Here is an 18,574-nt window from a genome sequence, read left to right as displayed (position 1 = left end):
TTTACGCCGACGTTATTTGCGTTGCGCGCCATGATGATTGCCGGCCGTTCACTACGCGTGACGGCCGGTTCTGTTTTCTGGCGCCGCATTTTTGCCGATGCGCGCTGGACCGCACCCAATCGAATATCGAAAAAGCGACCGAAAACTTGCGCAAACGCCGCGCCGCGCGAATCGCATGCGGGGAGGCGATCGAGCCCAGCGGCGCGACGGAGCGTGCGCGCCGCGTTGCCCGGTTCGATGGTGCGCTGCAATAAATTCATCCCCCGGCGTTTGAATAAAACAATTTCGCTTGCGACTATCCGCGCCAAGCCGAACGACGATCAACGCCGCGCGCGCCGCCTTTTGCCCGCCGCAGCTCGCCGCGACGGCAGCCCATGACAATCACGGATGGAGACGACCTTGTTCCTGTACGGCTTCGGCCCGATCCTTCTTGCCGGCACGATCAAAACGATCGAGCTGTCGGTGCTTTCGCTGGCCGTCTCCGTGCTGCTCGGGCTCATCGGCGCGGTCGCGAAGCTTTCGCGCAACCGCGTCGTCGCCGGCGCAGCCACGGCCTACACCACGTTGATTCGGTCCGTGCCGGACCTCGTGCTGATGCTGCTGCTGTTTTACAGCATCCAGATCGCCGTCAATCAGGTCACCGACGCCCTCGGCATGGATCAAATCGACATCGATCCTTTCGTCGCGGGCGTGCTCACGCTGGGCTTCATCTACGGCGCCTATTTCACCGAGACCTTTCGCGGCGCGTTTCTCTCCGTGCCGCGCGGCCAGCTCGAAGCGGGCAGCGCTTACGGCATGAGCGCTCCACGCGTATTCGCGCGCATCCTCTTCCCGCAGATGATGCGTTTCGCGCTGCCCGGCATCGGCAACAACTGGCAGGTGCTCGTGAAAGCGACGGCGCTCGTCTCGATCATCGGCCTTGCCGATGTCGTCAAGGCGGCGCAAGACGCCGGCAAGAGCACCTTCAACATGTTCTTCTTCATCCTCGTCGCGGCGCTGATCTATCTGGCGATCACGACGGTCTCCAACGTCGTGCTGCTGTGGCTCGACAAGCGGTATTCGATCGGCGTCAGACACGCGGAACTTTGACGAGGAGCAAGTACGATGATCGAAATTCTTTCCCAATACGGGCGCGCCTTTCTCTATTTCGACGGCCAAGGTGTCTCGGGCTTGGCGGTGACGCTGTGGCTGCTCGTCGCCGCGCTCGCCATCGGCTTTTGCATGGCGCTGCCGCTCGCGGTCGCTCGCGTATCGAAGAACCGGTGGCTCTCGACGCCCGTGCGCTGCTACACGTATGTGTTTCGCGGGACGCCGCTCTACGTGCAACTGCTGCTCATCTACAGCGGCGTCTATAGTCTGGGCTTCGTGCGCGCGCACGCGGTGCTCGACGAGTTTTTCCGCAGCGGCTTGCATTGCGCGATCCTCGCGTTCGGGCTCAACACGGGCGCCTATACCACCGAGATTTTCGCGGGGGCGATCCGGGCCATTTCGCACGGCGAGGTCGAGGCGGCGCGGGCGTACGGCATGAGCCGATGGACGATGTATCGCCGCATCATCCTGCCGTCCGCGCTGCGCCGGGCCCTGCCGTTGTACAGTAACGAGGTCATTCTGATGCTGCATGCGACGACCGTCGCGTTCACGGCGACGGTGCCCGACGTGCTGAAGGTCGCGCGCGACGCCAATTCGGCCACCTACATGTCGTTCCAGGCCTTCGGCATCGCCGCGCTCATCTATCTTGCGGTATCGTTCGCACTCGTCGCGGCTTTCAGGCGAGCCGAGCGGCACTGGCTTGCTTATCTGGCCGTCGGCCGGCATTGATCCACACGGGAGAGCATCGTGCTCCAAGCGACTTCTCAATCCGCCGCCGTCAAGCTCGCGGCGCTCGATATCCATAAGCGCTACGGCGACAACGAGGTTCTGAAGGGCGTCACCCTGACGGCGAAGGCCGGCGACGTCATCAGCATCATCGGGGCGAGCGGCTCCGGCAAAAGCACGTTCCTGCGCTGCATCAACTTTCTCGAGCGGCCCAACGCCGGCAGCATCGTCGTCGACGGCGAAACCGTACGCACGAAAGCCGACAGCACCGGCAATCTCGAAGTGGCCGACCATAAGCAGCTGCAGCGCATCCGCACGAAGCTGTCGATGGTGTTCCAGCATTTCAATTTGTGGGCGCACATGAACGTGCTCGAGAACGTCATCGAGGCGCCCGTTCACGTACTGGGGTTGTCCAAGCGAGACGCCGAGGAACGCGCGCGCATGTACCTCGAAAAGGTCGGGCTCGCGCCGCGCCTTGAAAAACAGTACCCGTCGCACTTGTCGGGCGGGCAGCAGCAGCGGGTGGCCATCGCGCGCGCGTTGGCCATGAATCCCGACGTGATGCTGTTCGACGAGCCCACTTCGGCGCTCGATCCCGAACTCGTCGGCGAAGTGCTCAAGGTCATGCAGAAGCTGGCCGAGGAAGGCCGCACGATGATCGTCGTCACGCACGAGATGGGGTTCGCGCGCAACGTCTCGAACCACGTCATGTTCCTGCACCAAGGACGCACCGAGGAAGAGGGCGATCCGGCCGTCGTGCTTGCGCAGCCCAAGAGCGAGCGCTTGAAGCAGTTCCTCTCGGGCAGCTTGAAATAACCGACATGAGCGGTGCACGTAACGCACGGGTAAGCGCCGAACTGCGCGCGCGCCACATGCGCGCTCGGCGCCGGCGGAGGTGAGCTTGGTACGCGCGCAATCGGGCCAGGGGCCGGCCAAGACGACGCAGGTGGCGATCGTCGCGCTGCCGCCGGTGTCGATGTCGGGCGTCGGCCCGATCGTCGATGCGCTGCGCCTTGCCAACGACATCGACGGCCGCGCGCTCTACCGCTGGGAGATCCTCTCGTGGGACGGGCGCGCCGTGCCCCTCGCGGGCGGCGCCATGCTGCCGGCCGACGGAGCGTTCGGCGACGGCGTGTCGTGCGACTGGCTCATCGTGCTGGCCGAGCGGTTTCAGCAGTTCGCCGACTACAAGCTGTTCCTCGCCAGTCTGGCGCGCGTGGGCCAGCGTACGCCGCTCGTCACGGGCGTGCATCACGGCGTCTGGTGGCTTGCGATGGCCGGGCAGCTTTCGGGCTACCGCGTCAGCGTCAACTGGGAAACGTATCAGCAATTTGCCGAACAGTTCGAGCGCTCGATCGTGACGCAGCAGATCTTCGAGATCGACCGCGATCGCGCGACGTGCGCGGGCGGGCTCGCCAGCGTCGACTTCATGCTGGCGATGATCGCGCGCGAGCACGGACCGGAACTGGCCGAGCGCATTGCCGACGCGCTAGGCGTGGGCGTGCTCCGGGCGGCCGAGGAGCGCCAGCGCATTCCGTACGTGACGGCGCCGGGCGAGCGGCATCCGCGGCTGAACGATGCGCTGTTGCTGATGGAGGCGAACATCGAGGATCCGCTGACGACCGACGAGATCGCGAACCTCGTCGGCGTCTCGCGCCGGCAGCTCGAACGCCTGTTTCGGCAGTATCTCGGCGCCATGCCGTCCAAGTACTACCTGAGCCTGCGGCTCACCAAGGCGCGCATGCAATTGCAGCGCACGAGCAAATCGATCGTGCAGGTGAGCCTTGCGTGCGGGTTTTCGTCGGCTGCGCACTTTTCGAACGCGTATCGCGAGCGCTTCGGCGTGACGCCGCGCGAGGAGCGGCGCAATTGGATCGCCAAGCAGCACGGAGCAGGCGTGGCTTATGCGGGCGAGCCGCGTGCGGGCGCGCTCATCGAGCCGCCCGACGAGATTTGACGAACGCTCAAGGGGCGGGCGACACGCGATACGCGATAGATCGCGTCGCCATCAAGCAAGACGCGGACACGATCGTTTTCTACACTAACGTTTGTCAGCCTCATCATTCCCATTACCTCGACGAGGATACGCCATGAACGATTTCGCTGTGAACCGCCAGACTTTCGACGAAGTCATGGTGCCGGTTTTTTCGCCCGCCTCCTTCGTGCCGGCGCGCGGCGAAGGTTCGCGCGTCTGGGACACGCAAGGCCGCGACTACGTCGATTTCACGGGCGGCATCGCCGTGACTGCGCTGGGCCACACGCACCCCGAACTCGTGCGCGTGCTGCGCGAACAAGGCGAAACGCTCTGGCACGTCAGCAATGCTTACACGAATGAACCGGTGCTGCGCCTGGCTAAGCGGCTCGAATCGCTGACGTTCGCCGATCGCGCGTTTTTCGCCAATTCGGGCGCCGAGGCGAACGAAGCCGCGCTCAAGCTCGCGCGCCGCGTCGCGATCGAGCGGCACGGCCCCGAAAAGATCGAAATCGTGTCGTTCAAGCAATCGTTCCATGGGCGTACGTTCTTCACGGTCAGCGTGGGCGGCCAGCCGAAATACGCGGAGGGATTCGGCCCCGTACCGGCAGGCATCAAGCACCTGCCGTACAACGACATCGAAGCCGCGCGCGCCGCGATCGGCCCGAAGACGTGCGCCGTGATCGTCGAACCGATCCAGGGCGAGGGCGGCGTGATTCCCGCCGATCCGGCCTTCCTGCGCACACTGCGCGAGGCGTGCGACGCGCACGGCGCATTGCTGATCTTCGACGAAGTGCAGACCGGTGTGGGCCGTACGGGCTTTTTCTACGCCTATATGGACACGGGCGTGACGCCGGACATCCTGACGAGCGCGAAGGCCCTCGGCAACGGCTTTCCGATCGGCGCCATGCTGACGACCGATGCCATCGCCGCGCATTTCAAGGTGGGCGTGCACGGAACCACGTACGGCGGCAACCCGCTCGGCGCGGCCGTGGCGGACAAGGTCGTCGAACTCATCGGCGCGCCGTCGCTGCTCGAAGGCGTCAAGGCGCGCGGCGAGCTCATCCGCGGCAAGCTCGACGAACTGAACCGGCGCTTCAATCTATTCAAGCAAGTGCGCGGCAAGGGGCTCCTGATCGGCGCGGAGCTGACGGCGGCGTACGAAGGCCGCGCAAAGGATTTCGTCAACGCCGCGGCGGCGCATGGCGTCATGCTGCTGATCGCGGGGCCGAATGTGCTGCGCTTTGCCCCGTCGCTGATCATTCCCGAATCGGACGTGAACGACGGCTTCGCTCGCCTTTCGAAGGCGATCGAGGAAGTCGTGAGCGCCACGGCCGACGCGCAGGCGCGCTAAGCGGTAGACGGTCCACGGTACATTGCCAAGGAAACGATGATGCTCTTCGTACGCCCCGGAAGGCTTTCCGATCTCGATGCGCTCGCGCACATGGCGCGAACCGCGCGTCCCGTGCTGCATTCGCTGCCGCACGACCGGCGCGAACTGGAAGCGCGCGTCGCGCTTTCGGAAGACTCGTTTCGCGCCGACGTCGATTTTCCGGGCGAGGAGTTCTATCTCTTCGTGCTCGAGGATGGCGCGACCGGCAAGCTGCTCGGGACCGCGAGCATCGTCGCCGCGGCCGGCTACGCCGAGCCCTTCTACGTCTTTCGCAACGATGCGCTGATCCACGCGTCGCGCGAGTTGCACGTCAACCGCAAGATCCACGCGCTGACGATGTCGCACGAACTGACGGGCAAGAGCCGGCTCGCGGGGTTCTATATCGACCCCGCGCTCAGGGGCGACGCGGCCGCTCACCTGCTGTCGCGCGCGCGGATGATGTACATCGCGGCGAACCGGCGGCGTTTCACGCCCGAGGTGTTCTCGCTGCTGCTCGGGGTAACCGACGAGGCCGGCGCATCGCCGTTCTGGGACGCGGTGGGACGCAAGTTCTTCGCCCGCGATTTCACGCAGATCGAAATCGCCTCGGGCGGGCGCAGCCGCACGTTCATCGCCGAGGTCATGCCGACTTATCCGATCTACGTGCCGCTGCTGCCTGAAGCGGCGCAGCGCGTGATCGGCGAACCGAACGAAAAAGCGCTGCTCTCGTACGACATTCATCTCGAGGAAGGCTTCGAGCCCGATCGTTTCGTCGATATCTTCGACGCGGGCCCGGTGCTGACGGCCCAAGTCGATCGCAGCGCCTGCGTGACGTTCAACGAAACGCGCACCGTGCGCGAGGCCAGCGAAGGCGCGGCCGCCGCGGTGCACGATTCGCGCGCGTACTTGGTGGCGAGCAACCGCGAAGGCGAATTCCGCTGCGTGCTGGCCGAACTGCCGCGCGAGCGAGGCGAAGACGCGCCGCTCGGCGCTCATGCGCGCGCCGCGCTCGACGCCGTGCACGGCGATGTCGTGCGCTGCGTACCGCTGCATCGCGGCGCGGCGCAGGCACAGGACGAGCGGGCCGACACGGCTTACCCCGCCGCTTATTCGACTCAACAATCGGGAGATCGGCGATGATCGTCGTTCGCGCCGTCAAGACAGACGACCTCGATGCGCTCGTTTCGCTCGCTCAGGAAACGGGCCCGGGGCTGACGACCTTCAAGCCCGACCGCGACGCGCTGGCCGCGCGCATCGGCCGGGCGGGCAAAACGATGGAAGGACGCGCGGCCGCACACGAGGCCGGCTACTTCTTCGTCATGGAAGACACGGCCACGCGCGATGTCGCGGGTGTGTGCGGCATCGAGGTGCAGGTCGGCCTTGAGCAGCCGTTCTACAACTACCGTGTGAGCACGGTCGTGCATGCGAGCCAAGAGCTCGGGGTCTGGACGAAGATGTCGCTGCTGAACATCTCGCACGATCTTACGGGCTATGCGGAAGTGTGCTCGCTGTTTTTGTCGCCGCGCTACCGAGCGCACGGCGTCGGCGGTTTGCTCTCGCGTTCGCGCTTCATGTTCATCGCGCAGTTCCGCGAACGCTTCCCCGAGCGGCTGTGCGCCGAGTTGCGAGGCCACTTCGACGCCGACGGCACGTCGCCGTTCTGGCGCGCGGTGGGTTCGCACTTCTACCAGATCGATTTCAACGCGGCCGATTATCTGAGCGCGCATGGGCGCAAGTCGTTCCTTGCCGAGCTGATGCCGCGCTATCCCGTCTACGCCGATTTGCTGCCGCAGGAGGCGCAGGCGGTCATCGGCCTCACGCATCGCGATACCGCGCCGGCGCGCAAGATGCTCGAAGCCGAGGGGCTTCGGTATCAGAACCATGTCGACATTTTCGACGCGGGCCCTGTGCTCGAATGCCACGTCAACGATCTGCGCACGGTGCGCGAGAGTGTGCTCGCGCCGGTCGCGATCGGCGCGGTCGAAGGTAGCGAAGGCGCACGCTCGCTCGTTTCGAACACGTCGCTGGCCGGGTTTCGGGTGGGCGTCGCGCCGGGCGTGGTCGAGGGCGGTGCCATGCGGCTTTCGGCCGACGACGCCGCGGCGCTCGAAGTTGGCGAAGGCGACCTCGTGCGCGTGCTGGCGCTGAGCAAAAAGAATCAGTAAGGATCGATAGAACATGAGCGAACTTTTCATCGATGGGCAGTGGTGCGAGGGCGGCGGCCCGGCTTTCGTTTCGCGCAATCCGGGCACGGGCGGCGTGGTGTGGGAGGGCAAGGGCGCGTCGGCCGCCGACGTCGATCGCGCGGTGGCGAGCGCGCGCCGCGCATTCGGCGCTTGGTCCGCCATGCCGTTCGACGCGCGCGTCGAAATCGTGCGGCGCTTCGCGGCATTGCTGACCGACGGCAAGGAAGCGTTGGCGCACGCGATCGGCCGCGAGACGGGCAAGCCCTTGTGGGAGGCGCGCACCGAGGTGGCCGCGATGGCCGCGAAGGTCGAAATTTCGATCACCGCGTATCACGAGCGCACCGGCGAAAAGCGCACGGCGATGGCCGACGGCACGGCGGTTCTGCGGCATCGTCCCCACGGCGTCGTCGCGGTGTTCGGCCCCTACAATTTTCCGGGCCATTTGCCGAACGGCCACATCGTGCCGGCGCTGATCGCGGGCAACGCCGTCGTGTTCAAGCCCTCGGAGCTCGCTCCCGGCGTGGCGCGCGCGACTGTGGAACTCTGGCGCCAGGCCGGGTTGCCGGCGGGCGTGCTCAATCTCGTGCAGGGCGAGAAGGATACGGGCGTCGCGCTCGCCAATCATCGACAGATCGACGGGCTGTTCTTCACGGGCAGCTCGGGCACCGGAACACTGCTGCACAAGCAGTTTGGCGGGCGGCCCGAAATCGTCCTCGCGCTCGAGATGGGCGGCAACAATCCGCTCGTGGTGGCGCACGTCGAGGATATGGACGCGGCCGTGCATCACACGATTCAATCGGCGTATCTATCGGCAGGGCAGCGCTGTACCTGCGCGCGCCGCATTTTCGTGCCGCGCGACGCGTTCGGCGATCGTTTCCTCGAACGTCTCACGCAGGTGAGCGCGCGTATCGCCTATGGGCTTTACGATGCCGACCCGCAACCGTTCATGGGCGCGGTCGTGTCGGCGAAGGCCGCGGCGACGCTGGTGGCGGCGCAAGCACGCCTCGTCGCGGCCGGCGCGCGGCCTATCTTGGCGATGACACAGCGCGACGAGCACCTGGGCTTGGTGAGCCCCGCGATCCTCGACGTCAGCGAAGTCGCCGATCTACCCGACGAAGAACACTTCGGCCCGCTCGCGCAGATCGTCCGCTATGCCGATTTCGACGAAGCGATCGCGCGCTCGAACGATACGGCCTATGGTTTATCGGCGGGCCTGCTGGCCGACGACGAGGCGCTGTGGACGCGGTTTCATCGCACGATTCGCGCCGGCATCGTCAATTGGAACCGCCCGACGAACGGCGCTTCCTCGGCGGCTCCGTTCGGCGGCACGGGCCGATCGGGCAATCATCGGCCGAGCGCCTACTACGCGGCCGATTACTGCGCCTATCCGATGGCCTCGGTCGAAAGCGCGCAACTCACGATGCCCGCGAGCGTTTCGCCGGGTCTTCAATTCTAAGGATCGAGCAAGGATCGACGATGCAAGCACGGGAAGCCAATTTCGACGGACTCGTAGGCCCGACGCACAACTATGCTGGGCTTTCGTTCGGGAACGTCGCGTCGCAGACGAACGAGAAATCGATCGCCAATCCGCTCGCCGCCGCCAAGCAAGGTCTGCGCAAGATGAAACAGCTTGCCGATCTGGGCTTTTTGCAAGGCGTGCTGCCGCCGCAGGAGCGGCCGTCGCTGCGGCTGTTGCGCGAGCTCGGTTTTTCGGGCTCCGAGTCGAAGGTCATCGAGCGCGCGGCGAAGGATGCCCCCGAACTGCTCGCCGCGGCCAGCTCGGCATCGGCCATGTGGACCGCCAATGCGGCGACGGTGAGCCCGTCGGCCGATACGGACGATGGGCGCGTGCACTTCACGCCGGCCAATCTCACGAGCAAGCTGCACCGCGCGATCGAACACGAAGCGACGCGGCGCACGCTGCAGGCGATTTTCGCCGATCCGACGCGTTACGCCGTGCACGAAGCGCTACCCGGCACACCGGCGCTCGGCGACGAAGGCGCCGCCAACCACACGCGGTTTTGCTCGCAGTACGGCGAGCGCGGCGTCGAGTTCTTCGTGTATGGGCGCAGCGAATACCGGCGCGGGCCGGAACCCGTACGCTATCCCGCGCGTCAGACGTTCGAAGCGAGCCGCGCCATCGCGCAGCGCCACGGGCTCGCCGAGTCCGGCACGGTTTACGCGCAACAGAGCCCCGATGTCATCGATGCGGGCGTGTTCCACAATGACGTCATCGCGGTCGGCAATCGGCAAACGCTCTTTTGCCATCAGCGTGCATTCGTCGAGCAAAGCGCCGTGTACGATCAGTTGCGCGCGCAACTATCGACGATGGGCGCGCAGCTGAACGTCATCGAGGTGCCGGATGCGCGCGTGAGCGTATCCGATGCGGTCACGTCCTATCTGTTCAACAGCCAATTGCTGACGCGTCCCGACGGCCGCGACGTGCTCGTGGTGCCGCAGGAATGCCGCGAGAACCCGCGCGTCTGGGCGTATCTCGACGATCTCGTCAGCGGATCGGGGCCGATCGACGATCTGCTGGTCTTCGATTTGCGCGAAAGCATGAAGAACGGCGGCGGGCCCGCTTGCCTGCGGTTGCGCGTCGTGTTGAACGAAGCCGAGCGTGAGGCGGTGAATCCAGGTGTTTGGATCGACGATGCGCTGTTCGCTCGGCTCGATGCCTGGATCGCGAAGCATTATCGCGATCGGCTTTCGCCGGCCGATCTCGCCGATCCGAGTTTGCTCGTCGAGTCGCGCACGGCGCTGGACGAACTGACGCAGATCCTCGGGCTTGGTTCGCTCTACGATTTCCAGCGTTGAGTCGAGCGATGAGTTCAGACGCTGCGATGCCCGTCCCTCCGATGCTCGCCGATTTTCTGGCCTATACGCTGGGCGGTGCGCGCCCCGCAGCGGCGGATGCGAGCGGCGAGTGCGCGAGCGGCGTTCGGTTCGAATGGCTCGACGAAGGGGTGCTCGAACTGGCGCCGGCAGCGTCGCCCGGCGGCGGCTCGATGCCGAGCGTATTCGTGTCCGCCGGCGTGCATGGCGATGAAACGGCGCCGATCGAATTGCTTTCGAAGATGGTTGCCGATATCGCGACGGGCAGCGCGCCGCTTGCGTGCCGGCTCGCAATCGTGCTCGGCAACGTAGCCGCGATGCGCGCGGGCCGTCGCTACATCGACGACGACTTGAACCGGCTTTTCTGCGGCCGCCATGCGCGTATGCCAGAGAGCCGCGAGGCGCCGAGGGCGAGGGCGCTCGAAGCGGCGGCGCGACGCTTTTTCGCCGAAGCCGACGATGCGGCGAACATGCGATGGCACATCGACATGCACACGGCGATTCGCGCGTCGGTATTCGAGCGCTTCGCATTATTGCCGTATACGGGGGCCGCGCCGTCGCGCGCGATGTTCGAATGGCTCGCGCTCGCACGCATCGAGGCGGTGCTGCTGCACACGGCGAAGGGTACGACTTATACGCACTACGCAGCCGAAACGTTCGGCGCGAACGCTTGCACGCTTGAACTCGGGAAGGTGCGGCCATTCGGTGAGAACGACTTGTCGCGTTTCGCCGGAGCGGACGAGGGTGTGCGAGCCCTTATTGCCGGTGGGCTTCATCGAGCGGACGACGCCGAGCGCGGCGCCCAATCGCAGGCTATGCCGCCCATGCCGCGCGTGTTCACCGTCATCGGCCAAATCACGAAGCACAGCGAAGCGTTCGAGCTTTTGATGGCGGACGATATTGCGAACTTCACGCCCTTTTCGAAGGGGACCGTGCTCGCGCGCGACGGCGACTATGCTTACGCGGTCACCCACGACGAGGAACGGATCGTGTTTCCGAACCGCACGGTCAAGCCCGGCTTGCGCGCGGGGTTGAGCGTCGTCGAAACGACGCGCGAAACGCTGGCTGCGCTCGCGCCCTGAGCCGCGAGCCGGAGCCGCGCGCAGGGGCGCCCCGGCCCGTCCTGCCTCTTATTGCTCCGGAATGACGGCTTGCCAGCCTTCCGGACATTGAGTCACATACGGATAGTATTGACCCGCCGATTCGCAGTAGTACCAGTATTCGTCGGCCGAATCCTGTTCGTAGATGACGTCGCCCGGTGCGAACGGGTCAGGGTACGGATAGACAGGCTGCGGGTAGAAGTACCACAAGCCGCCCACGACCCACCACCAGCCGAAGCGGCCGCCGTGATGGGAATGATGCCATCGGCCGCCGCGCCACACACGTGCATCGCGATCGACGAAACGATGAATGTCGCCGCGATAGGGGGCGGGGACGGCGCCATAGGCTCGCGGCGCTTGAGCGATCGGGGCGCGGGGTTCAGGGTGGGGCCGGTTGTCGAACTGCGGCGCTCCGGGCGAACCGCGCGGCTGTCGCCCGGCTGGCGCCGGCACTTGACCCATGGGGTGATGCCCATACTCGGGCCTGGCGGATGGCCCGGCGGGCGGTCTCGGAGCAGGGACGGGCGCGGGAACCTGGGCTTGTCCCATGGGCCGCTGCCCGAATGCGGGCGCCTGTGGACCGTGACCAGGCATCGCGCCGCCGGCGGGACCAGGACCCGGCCCTGGGCCCGGCCCCGGCGCTCTGGGCGCCTGCGCTTGCCCGACACGCCCTCCACCTTGCACCATGGGTGCACCTGGCCCTGCCGCTCCGGGGCCCTGCACCGGCGCGGCGCTTGGGCCGCGCGCCGATTCGTGACCGCGCGGCTCGCGCTCCTGCGCATGCGCGGCGATCGACGACACGCCCGCGAGTCCCGCCACGGCGAGCACGACGACGGTTCTTGCGATCATGACCTTCTCCCTGCGCGCAACGTTCCTACCCTCAAGCATAGGCGCTCGGCGATGAAATGCGATTGACCGCCCTCAACGATGCCCCGCCGCTTTGGGCGACTTCGCACTCGACCACGCGCGCTGTAGTCCTCGTCCGACATGTTGCGGCGACGCTTGACGCGATTCTCGGCCGCCGCTGATTTTTATCTTCGACGCCGGTGCCGATACTGTGTTCAAGGGTTCGGCGAACGCAATCGGCGCCGGGCCCACCCGACGTTTCAGGAGGTGAGCGATGGGTGCGGAAAAGATCAGCCTGCGCGCGTTGGTGGACAAATGGCTCGCGCCCACGGTGTCAAAGCCCGCGCGCGTGCTTCGCACGGGCCGTATGAGCAGCAACCGCGCGCGCTACGTTTGCATCGAAGCGCAAGCAACGAGCGGGCCGCGCGCGCTCTTTCTGTTCCGCCACGGCGACGGCTCGTGGTGCGTCTTCCCGCCCACGGATGCACGTCCGGCCATGTGCTGCGTGCGGGCGAGCGACCGGTAGGCGGTGCATGCTCCGCCGGCCGGTCGAGCCGGCTCCGCATTCGCCAGTACCCCGTCTTCCCGCTTCTCGCCTGTCGCTCGGGCAATCTCGTATTACCCCCAATCCCGCCTTGCCGCCTCGCAGAGCTCGTCGACGAGCGGGGCGGGACTCGCCGCGCCAAAGAGGGCGAACTCGACATCCGGCAGCGCAGGCAATCCCGCAGTATCTTGAACGACGGCTAGCGTGTGGTCGACGCGGCTCTTCGGCATCGGCGTGACGCCAAGCCCTGCCTGGACGGCCGCGTGAACGCCGCCGCTGCTCGGACCGACCACCGCGATGCGGTAATCGAGGCCGGCGTGCGCCAGCGCGGCCAACGCCGCCTCTCGGTAAGGGCAGGGCTCCGGAAAGACGGCGAGCGGCAACGGCAACGCGGGGTCGATCGTGAGCCATGACGCGGCGGTCCACACGAGCGGCTCGCGCCACAAAGCGCGCCCCGGCCGATCGTCATGACACCGCCCCCCCATCACGAAGTCGAGTTCGCCGCGATCCATCGCGTGCAGCAGCGTGCCCGGAATGCCGATGGTCAAATCGAGCGCGAGGCTCGGGTGTCTGAGCCCGAACGCATGCAACCGCTTCATCACGCGCGGCTGCGCGAAATCCTCCGACAAGCCGATTCGAACGATCCCGCTCGCCGCCGAACGGTGCAAGCGCTCATGGGCGTCGCGATTGAGCGCGAGGATGGCGCGCGCATAGCCGAGCAGCACCTCCCCGTTGGGCGTGAGCGAAAGCGCGCGCGTCGTGCGCGTGACGAGCGGGCTGCCCGCCTGTTCCTCCAACCGGCGCAGATGCGCGCTGACGGCCGACTGCGTCAGGTGCAGGCGCGTAGCCGCGCGCGTGAAGCTGCCTTCTTGCGCCACGGTCACGAACGAGCGGAGCAGGATCGAATCGAACATGGCATTCAGTGAGGTTTGAATTGAATAACATAAGAATACTTCGTTTTCAATTCAAATTCGAATATGTTCAGATACGACTCATCCCACGCCGCCGCGCACTGTCCACTGACGAAGGAGGAAGGAAACATGGCCGATCTGTTGCACATCGAGGCGTCGCCGCGCAAAAAGCGCTCGGCTTCCCTCGAAGCCGCTCGTGCGTTCGTCGACGCTTATCGCCTCTCGCACCCCCGCGCGTCGATCGACACACTCGATCTTTGGCAGGCCCATCTGCCCGAGTTCGACGGCGACGCAATGGAAGCCAAGTACGCGGGGCTCAACGGCACCTCGTTGACGCCGTCGCAGCAGGTGGCGTGGGACCACATTCGTGCGCTGGCCAAGCCGTTGCATGACGCGCAGACGCTGCTCTTTTCCGTGCCGCTGTGGAATTTTTCGATTCCGTACAAGCTCAAGCACTTCATCGATGTGGTGTCGCAAAAGGACGTGTTGTTTTCGTTCGATCCGCAGGTCGGTTTCGGCGGGCTGTTGGCGGGCAAACGCGCCGTTGTCGTTTATGCCCGAGGGCTCGATTACGGCAAAGACGGGATGACGCCCGCGCGGACGTTCGATCATCAAAAGCCGTACTTCGAGGCTTGGCTGCGCTTCGTCGGGATCGAGGACATCGAATCGATCATCGTCGAAAAGACGCTGTTCGGGCCCGATGTCGATGCGGCGGCGCGGGATGAGGCGTGTTCGGCTGCGGCGGCGCTGGCTCGGCGATGAATATCGTCGGGCCTACGAACGTGGATCGGCACGTGGGGCGTGCCTTGCGCGCATTTCGCCGACACGCGCGATGCTCAGGATCCATGTCCCGAGTCAACTTTATGTGTTGCGACAGATAAGTTAGTAGTCCTAAGCGAATCATCTCCCTTTTCCGTCGACATACGCACACGCATACATCGAAGCAAGCCGGACAACCCGCTTCAGCCGTGCCTTGCAGCCGCGCGACATCGAATTACATCTTCCGCACCGCCCATTCGACACGAGCCGTTTGCCGGATGGTGCGCGCGGCGCCTCCGCCATCCGCCCCCGCACCGTACAATGCCGGCCCGGGCGGAGCTTGTGCGGTGCATCAAGCGGCCATCAGCCGATTGAACCGCATTTTTGGCGCACTCACGATGCGCGCCGGGCCTCGCCCTTCGGTATCAACCCTGTCAAGGATGCAATCTCAATGAAACTGAACTTGCGAAAGAAGGTGTCGCTCGCACTCATCGCCGCCGCATGCGTGTCGGCGGCCGGCAGCGTATCGGCGGCGGATCTGAAGGAACTGCGCTTCGGCCTCGAGGCGTCGTACGCGCCGTTCGAATCGAAGACGGCCACCGGGCAGTTGCAAGGCTTCGACGTCGATGTCGGCAACGCGGTGTGCGCGAAGCTGGCCGTGAAATGCGTCTGGGTCGAAAACGACTTCGACGGCCTGATTCCCGCCCTTCAAGCGCGCAAGTTCGATGCGATCAACTCCGATATGACGATCACCGATCAGCGCAAACACGCGATCGACTTCACCGATCCCATCTACACGATTCCCAACCAGCTCATCGCAAAGAAGGGCAGCGGCTTGCAGCCGAGCGTCGCCTCGCTGAAAGGCAAGCACGTGGGCGTGCTGCAAGGCACGATCCAAGAAACGTACGCCAAGGCGAAGTGGGCGACGGCCGGCGTCGACGTGGTGTCGTACCAGACGCAGGACCAGGTCTACGCCGATCTCGCCTCGGGACGCCTCGACGCGGCGTTTCAGGATTCGGAAGCCGCCTCCAAGGGCTTCCTGAAGCGCCCGCAAGGCGCCGGCTTCGACTTCGCCGGTCCCACCGTCGCGGATCAAAAGCTGCTCGGATCGGGCGTCGGCTACGGTGTGCGCAAGGGCGACAAGGCGCTCGTCGAAAAGCTCAACGGCGCGCTCGCGGCGCTCAAGGCCGACGGCACGATCGATAAGATCGCCGCCAAGTATTTCGACGTGAAGGTCGTCCTGAAGTAAGCCGTCCGGCGGTTCGGCGAACCCAGCGCGGCGCGGTGAAATCCGGGCCGCGCGTGGATTTTCCGACAACGTTTGCGGTTATAATCGCCCCAGCTTATTGCGCGCAATAGAGAGACGTCAGACCAGCGTCGCGCGACCAATTGCAAGAAAAATAGGAGAGGGGCGATGTCGACGATGACCGACTCGGCGCATGGCCTGGCTTGTGCCGACGGCCTATCGGATCCGGCGCAAACCCGCCAAGTGCAATATCCGGCGCGAGCGCCGATCGTCGACAGCGACGGCCTGCTGCGCGGCTTCGAGCTGAATCTACGCGAGGCGCCCCCCGCCGAAATAGACGAGCCCGACGCTAGGCGTGAAGCGGATGCCGCGGCCGAACAGCTGCTCGCCGCGCTCGGCGCAAGCGATGTCCGCACGGCGCTCGCCGGCCATCACGGCTATTTGAACGTCGGTCGACCGCTGCTGTTTTCCGACGCTATTGCTCGGCTTGCTCCCGATCGGTTCTTTCTGGAAATCTGCCCGAATCAAACGGTCGATCCTGAACTCATCGCGCGTCTCGTCACCTTGCACGCGAAGCGCTATCGCTTCGTCATCGACGACATGCGGCAGCCTGACGAAGCCTTCGCCAAGCTGTTGCCCTACGCCTATGCGATCAAGATCGATCCGGCCCGCATGGCGCCCGAGTTGCTCGAGCGGCTCACCAAAGCGCTGAAATCGGCCGGGAAGCTGCTCATCGCGCTCAACATCGAGACGCACGAGGCGTTCGAGCAAGCGAAAGCGCTGCATTTCGATCTGTTCCAAGGGTACTTCTTCGCGCGTGGCAGCAAGCAGAGCGCGCGCCGCATCAATGCGCCGCGCCAGGCCTTGCTCAATCTGCTGCGGCTGCTCTCGTCGGATCCGAGCGTCGCCCAGTTGGAGGCCGAACTCAAGCTCAATCCTGTGCTCGTCATGCACTTGATGCGCCTCGCCAATTCGGGCGAAGCGAGCATCGGCCGCAAGGTCGCGACGCTGCGCGATGCGATCAATGCGACCGGGACGAATCGTATCGCGCGCTGGACGCAACTGCTGTTGTACGCGGACGGCCGCAAGGTCCGGCTCGAGGAAGACCCGCTCGTACAATTGGCGGCCACGCGGGCGCGCTTCATGGAACTGGCGTCGGCGCGGCTTGCTCATGCCAACCGCAAGGTCATCGACGCTGCTTTTTTGACGGGCGTGTTCTCGCTCGTCGACGCCGTGTTCGGCGATACGCTCGAAAATACGCTTGAAGCGCTGACGCTCGCCACGCACATTCGCGCGGCGATTTTGCGTCGGGAAGGACAACTCGGCACGCTGCTCAGCTCGATCGAGGCGCTTGAACACGGCGATTGGGATGCGCTCGATCGAGCGAGCGCGGCGCTCGCGCCGCTTACGTCGGCGGAGCTGGCCCAGCTTGCGATCACTGCGGCCGCCTGGGCCAGCACGGCCGATCAGAGCAAGGACAACGCGGGGCTCGAGCGTTTCGAGGAATAAGCGGGGAGGGAGGCGCCGCCTACAGCGTCTCGACTTCTCGAGCCGGCGCGTGCGCGAAGAAGCGCCCGAGTTCCCGCGCCAGCTCATTGAGCGCGCTCATCTGTGTTTGAGAAATCTTGCGCGGCTCTTCCGATAGCGACCAATCGCCGTACAGCAGCGCAACGGTCGACTGATGCGCGACGACGGGCAACAGCACGAACGAGCGCGCATCGTCGAACGCATGCCTGTACCAAAGCGGCAGCCGGGCGATCATTTTCGGGTCGCGCGCATTTTCGATGAAGATGCCGACCGAGTTGGCGATCGCGAGGTGAAACACATCGGGCTCGAACGCTTCCTTGAAGAAAAGCGAGGGCAGGGCGCGCTCGACTTCACGGCCGAACCCGAGTCGCGCTTTGAAGACGCCCGACGCTTGCCGCACGAATACCACCGTGCGCGTGAAATTCAATCCGGCCAGCACCGTTTCGGAAGCCAGCGCCAGCACGGGCGCGAGCGCATTCTCGGAAGGCAGCGCGCGCAGATCTTCCAGTCCGGCCTCGATCCGGGCTTCGGCATCGACGCCCGCGCGTGCCATCGCATCGGCATTTGCGCGCAACTCGTTGATTTCGCGCATGAAACCTTCGCCCGCTTCCTCGCGCGCGAGCGCGACGCTCATCGCCGCGAGTTCGGTGGCGTCCGCCGCGAGCGCGCGGCTATAGCGATGCGCGAGCTCGGCAATGCGCACCTCGCGGCCATGCTCCGACATGCCGGCCGCGCTTAGGGCGTCGGCGACTTCCGTCGAGTAATTGGTGACCGCGCGCAGCCACTGAACCTGATGCGATTCCTTGGCCTCGGGTTCGTACGTGCCCATGCCTTCGCGGATGGTATCCGGCAGGCGCCACCGCGTGGCGGCTTCCTGCCCGAGTTCCTCGTAGCTCACGCCGAGCACGGCGGTGCAGGCGTCGGTTTCGTCGAGGTTCTCGGCGGCGACCTTCCGGCGAATCTGCTCCCATTCCGTCTCGAGGTAGAAGACGACGAGCAGTTTGCCGACCTGCCGCATGAGCGTGCAGACAACGGCTTCCTCGCCTTCGCGCAAGTCGCCGCCCTCGGTGAGCTTGCGAGCCATGCAGCCCGAGAGCATCGTCCGGTTCAGTTCGAGTTTGGCGTCGATGCGGTGCGGGGCGCTGTGCTGAAAATGGTCGACGAGCTTGAGCCCGACGACGAGATGGCCCACGGCGTCCATGCCGAGCACCATGAGCGCGCGCGTGACCGTCGTGATGTTGCCGCCGAAGGCCATGTACATGGCCGAATTGGCAAGGCGCAGCACCTTCTGCGTGAGGGCGAAATCCGACAGGACGACCTGCACGAGCCCCGTGAAGTCGAGATCGTCGTTCTTCATGGCGGCCATCGTCGTGCGCAGCGACTGCGACAGCATCGGAAAATCCCCGCGTTCGCTCATGCGCGCCCACAGCTTGTCGAGCACCGCCGCCTTTACCATGTGAA

Annotated in this window: 17 protein-coding genes; 14 read left to right on the top strand and 3 right to left on the bottom strand. The window is 65.3% G+C overall.

Translation table 11 applies throughout. The features are described from left to right. The first annotated feature begins 399 nt into the window (after positions 1 to 399). From ACTHNR_RS08385 to astE, 10 genes are all read left to right on the top strand, one after another. Positions 400 to 1,089, top strand: a complete 690-nt coding sequence (locus ACTHNR_RS08385; protein WP_440547155.1) for an ABC transporter permease — start codon at positions 400 to 402, stop codon at positions 1,087 to 1,089. A 15-nt stretch (positions 1,090 to 1,104) separates the two neighbouring features. Beyond that, the gene (locus ACTHNR_RS08380; RefSeq protein WP_440547110.1) at positions 1,105 to 1,818 is read left to right on the top strand and encodes an ABC transporter permease; all 714 of its coding nucleotides are present in this window, start codon (positions 1,105 to 1,107) and stop codon (positions 1,816 to 1,818) included. Between the two features lie 18 nt (positions 1,819 to 1,836). Continuing rightward, entirely contained in the window at positions 1,837 to 2,631 is a 795-nt protein-coding gene (locus tag ACTHNR_RS08375) for an ABC transporter ATP-binding protein (RefSeq protein ID WP_440547109.1), read from the top strand. A 160-nt stretch (positions 2,632 to 2,791) separates the two neighbouring features. Continuing rightward, complete coding sequence (locus ACTHNR_RS08370) at positions 2,792 to 3,772, top strand: GlxA family transcriptional regulator (RefSeq protein WP_440547154.1); 981 nt, start codon at positions 2,792 to 2,794, stop codon at positions 3,770 to 3,772. Positions 3,773 to 3,905: 133 nt separating this feature from the next. Further along, positions 3,906 to 5,141, top strand: coding sequence for an aspartate aminotransferase family protein (locus tag ACTHNR_RS08365; RefSeq protein WP_440547108.1), 1,236 nt, complete (start codon positions 3,906 to 3,908; stop codon positions 5,139 to 5,141). A 39-nt stretch (positions 5,142 to 5,180) separates the two neighbouring features. After that, entirely contained in the window at positions 5,181 to 6,299 is a 1,119-nt protein-coding gene (gene aruF / locus ACTHNR_RS08360) for an arginine/ornithine succinyltransferase subunit alpha (RefSeq protein ID WP_440547153.1), read from the top strand. Continuing rightward, positions 6,296 to 7,324, top strand: coding sequence for an arginine N-succinyltransferase (gene astA / locus ACTHNR_RS08355; protein WP_440547107.1), 1,029 nt, complete (start codon positions 6,296 to 6,298; stop codon positions 7,322 to 7,324). The genes aruF and astA overlap by 4 nt, the downstream gene beginning before the upstream one ends. Before the next feature lie 13 nt (positions 7,325 to 7,337). After that, positions 7,338 to 8,801: a succinylglutamate-semialdehyde dehydrogenase gene (gene astD / locus ACTHNR_RS08350; RefSeq protein ID WP_440547106.1), complete on the top strand. Its 1,464-nt coding sequence runs from the start codon at positions 7,338 to 7,340 to the stop codon at positions 8,799 to 8,801. A gap of 20 nt (positions 8,802 to 8,821) precedes the next feature. After that, positions 8,822 to 10,162 (top strand): N-succinylarginine dihydrolase, encoded by a 1,341-nt coding sequence (astB, locus tag ACTHNR_RS08345; protein ID WP_440547105.1) that lies wholly within the window; start codon positions 8,822 to 8,824, stop codon positions 10,160 to 10,162. A gap of 26 nt (positions 10,163 to 10,188) precedes the next feature. Further along, positions 10,189 to 11,262 (top strand): succinylglutamate desuccinylase, encoded by a 1,074-nt coding sequence (gene astE, locus ACTHNR_RS08340; protein ID WP_440547152.1) that lies wholly within the window; start codon positions 10,189 to 10,191, stop codon positions 11,260 to 11,262. A 48-nt stretch (positions 11,263 to 11,310) separates the two neighbouring features. Here astE and ACTHNR_RS08335 read toward each other — a convergent pair whose 3' ends face one another. Next, positions 11,311 to 12,129 carry a hypothetical protein gene (locus tag ACTHNR_RS08335; protein ID WP_440547104.1) on the bottom strand — a complete coding sequence of 273 codons (819 nt, stop codon included), beginning with the start codon at positions 12,127 to 12,129 and terminating at the stop codon, positions 11,311 to 11,313. Positions 12,130 to 12,400: 271 nt separating this feature from the next. On the opposite strand from ACTHNR_RS08335, the gene ACTHNR_RS08330 reads away from it, so the two are divergent. After that, positions 12,401 to 12,652: a hypothetical protein gene (locus tag ACTHNR_RS08330; RefSeq protein ID WP_440547103.1), complete on the top strand. Its 252-nt coding sequence runs from the start codon at positions 12,401 to 12,403 to the stop codon at positions 12,650 to 12,652. Between the two features lie 92 nt (positions 12,653 to 12,744). Here the strand turns inward: ACTHNR_RS08330 and ACTHNR_RS08325 are convergent, their stop codons facing one another. Next, positions 12,745 to 13,584, bottom strand: coding sequence for a LysR family transcriptional regulator (locus ACTHNR_RS08325; RefSeq protein ID WP_440547102.1), 840 nt, complete (start codon positions 13,582 to 13,584; stop codon positions 12,745 to 12,747). Positions 13,585 to 13,710: 126 nt separating this feature from the next. Between ACTHNR_RS08325 and ACTHNR_RS08320 the strand changes: the two genes are divergently transcribed. The 3 genes from ACTHNR_RS08320 to ACTHNR_RS08310 all read left to right on the top strand — a co-directional run bounded on the left by ACTHNR_RS08320 (position 13,711) and on the right by ACTHNR_RS08310 (position 17,095). Continuing rightward, positions 13,711 to 14,343 (top strand): FMN-dependent NADH-azoreductase, encoded by a 633-nt coding sequence (locus ACTHNR_RS08320; protein ID WP_440547101.1) that lies wholly within the window; start codon positions 13,711 to 13,713, stop codon positions 14,341 to 14,343. A 448-nt stretch (positions 14,344 to 14,791) separates the two neighbouring features. Then, the gene (locus ACTHNR_RS08315) at positions 14,792 to 15,589 is read left to right on the top strand and encodes an ABC transporter substrate-binding protein (RefSeq protein WP_440547100.1); all 798 of its coding nucleotides are present in this window, start codon (positions 14,792 to 14,794) and stop codon (positions 15,587 to 15,589) included. Between the two features lie 174 nt (positions 15,590 to 15,763). Further along, positions 15,764 to 17,095 carry an EAL and HDOD domain-containing protein gene (locus ACTHNR_RS08310; RefSeq protein WP_440547151.1) on the top strand — a complete coding sequence of 444 codons (1,332 nt, stop codon included), beginning with the start codon at positions 15,764 to 15,766 and terminating at the stop codon, positions 17,093 to 17,095. Positions 17,096 to 17,114: 19 nt separating this feature from the next. Here ACTHNR_RS08310 and ACTHNR_RS08305 read toward each other — a convergent pair whose 3' ends face one another. Further along, positions 17,115 to 18,569, bottom strand: coding sequence for an HDOD domain-containing protein (locus ACTHNR_RS08305; protein ID WP_440547099.1), 1,455 nt, complete (start codon positions 18,567 to 18,569; stop codon positions 17,115 to 17,117). Positions 18,570 to 18,574 lie beyond the last annotated feature (5 nt).

This window comes from Trinickia sp. (assembly GCF_051954495.1).
GTDB lineage: Bacteria > Pseudomonadota > Gammaproteobacteria > Burkholderiales > Burkholderiaceae > Trinickia.
Note: the sequence above shows the minus strand (reverse complement) of the source record. Positions and strands in the feature narration are given on the sequence as shown.

Excerpts from the sequence above, each read along its gene's own strand:
- ACTHNR_RS08370 (WP_440547154.1), top strand. The coding sequence starts at position 2,792 with ATGTCGGGCGTCGGCCCGATCGTCGATGCGCTGCGCCTTGCCAACGAC.
- astB (WP_440547105.1), top strand. The coding sequence starts at position 8,822 with ATGCAAGCACGGGAAGCCAATTTCGACGGACTCGTAGGCCCGACGCAC.
- ACTHNR_RS08380 (WP_440547110.1), top strand. The coding sequence starts at position 1,105 with ATGATCGAAATTCTTTCCCAATACGGGCGCGCCTTTCTCTATTTCGAC.
- ACTHNR_RS08325 (WP_440547102.1), bottom strand. The coding sequence starts at position 13,584 with ATGTTCGATTCGATCCTGCTCCGCTCGTTCGTGACCGTGGCGCAAGAA.
- ACTHNR_RS08310 (WP_440547151.1), top strand. The coding sequence starts at position 15,764 with ATGACCGACTCGGCGCATGGCCTGGCTTGTGCCGACGGCCTATCGGAT.
- ACTHNR_RS08335 (WP_440547104.1), bottom strand. The coding sequence starts at position 12,129 with ATGATCGCAAGAACCGTCGTCGTGCTCGCCGTGGCGGGACTCGCGGGC.
- astA (WP_440547107.1), top strand. The coding sequence starts at position 6,296 with ATGATCGTCGTTCGCGCCGTCAAGACAGACGACCTCGATGCGCTCGTT.
- astD (WP_440547106.1), top strand. The coding sequence starts at position 7,338 with ATGAGCGAACTTTTCATCGATGGGCAGTGGTGCGAGGGCGGCGGCCCG.
- ACTHNR_RS08315 (WP_440547100.1), top strand. The coding sequence starts at position 14,792 with ATGAAACTGAACTTGCGAAAGAAGGTGTCGCTCGCACTCATCGCCGCC.
- ACTHNR_RS08320 (WP_440547101.1), top strand. The coding sequence starts at position 13,711 with ATGGCCGATCTGTTGCACATCGAGGCGTCGCCGCGCAAAAAGCGCTCG.
- aruF (WP_440547153.1), top strand. The coding sequence starts at position 5,181 with ATGCTCTTCGTACGCCCCGGAAGGCTTTCCGATCTCGATGCGCTCGCG.
- ACTHNR_RS08305 (WP_440547099.1), bottom strand. The coding sequence starts at position 18,569 with ATGGTAAAGGCGGCGGTGCTCGACAAGCTGTGGGCGCGCATGAGCGAA.
- ACTHNR_RS08365 (WP_440547108.1), top strand. The coding sequence starts at position 3,906 with ATGAACGATTTCGCTGTGAACCGCCAGACTTTCGACGAAGTCATGGTG.
- ACTHNR_RS08330 (WP_440547103.1), top strand. The coding sequence starts at position 12,401 with ATGGGTGCGGAAAAGATCAGCCTGCGCGCGTTGGTGGACAAATGGCTC.
- astE (WP_440547152.1), top strand. The coding sequence starts at position 10,189 with ATGCCCGTCCCTCCGATGCTCGCCGATTTTCTGGCCTATACGCTGGGC.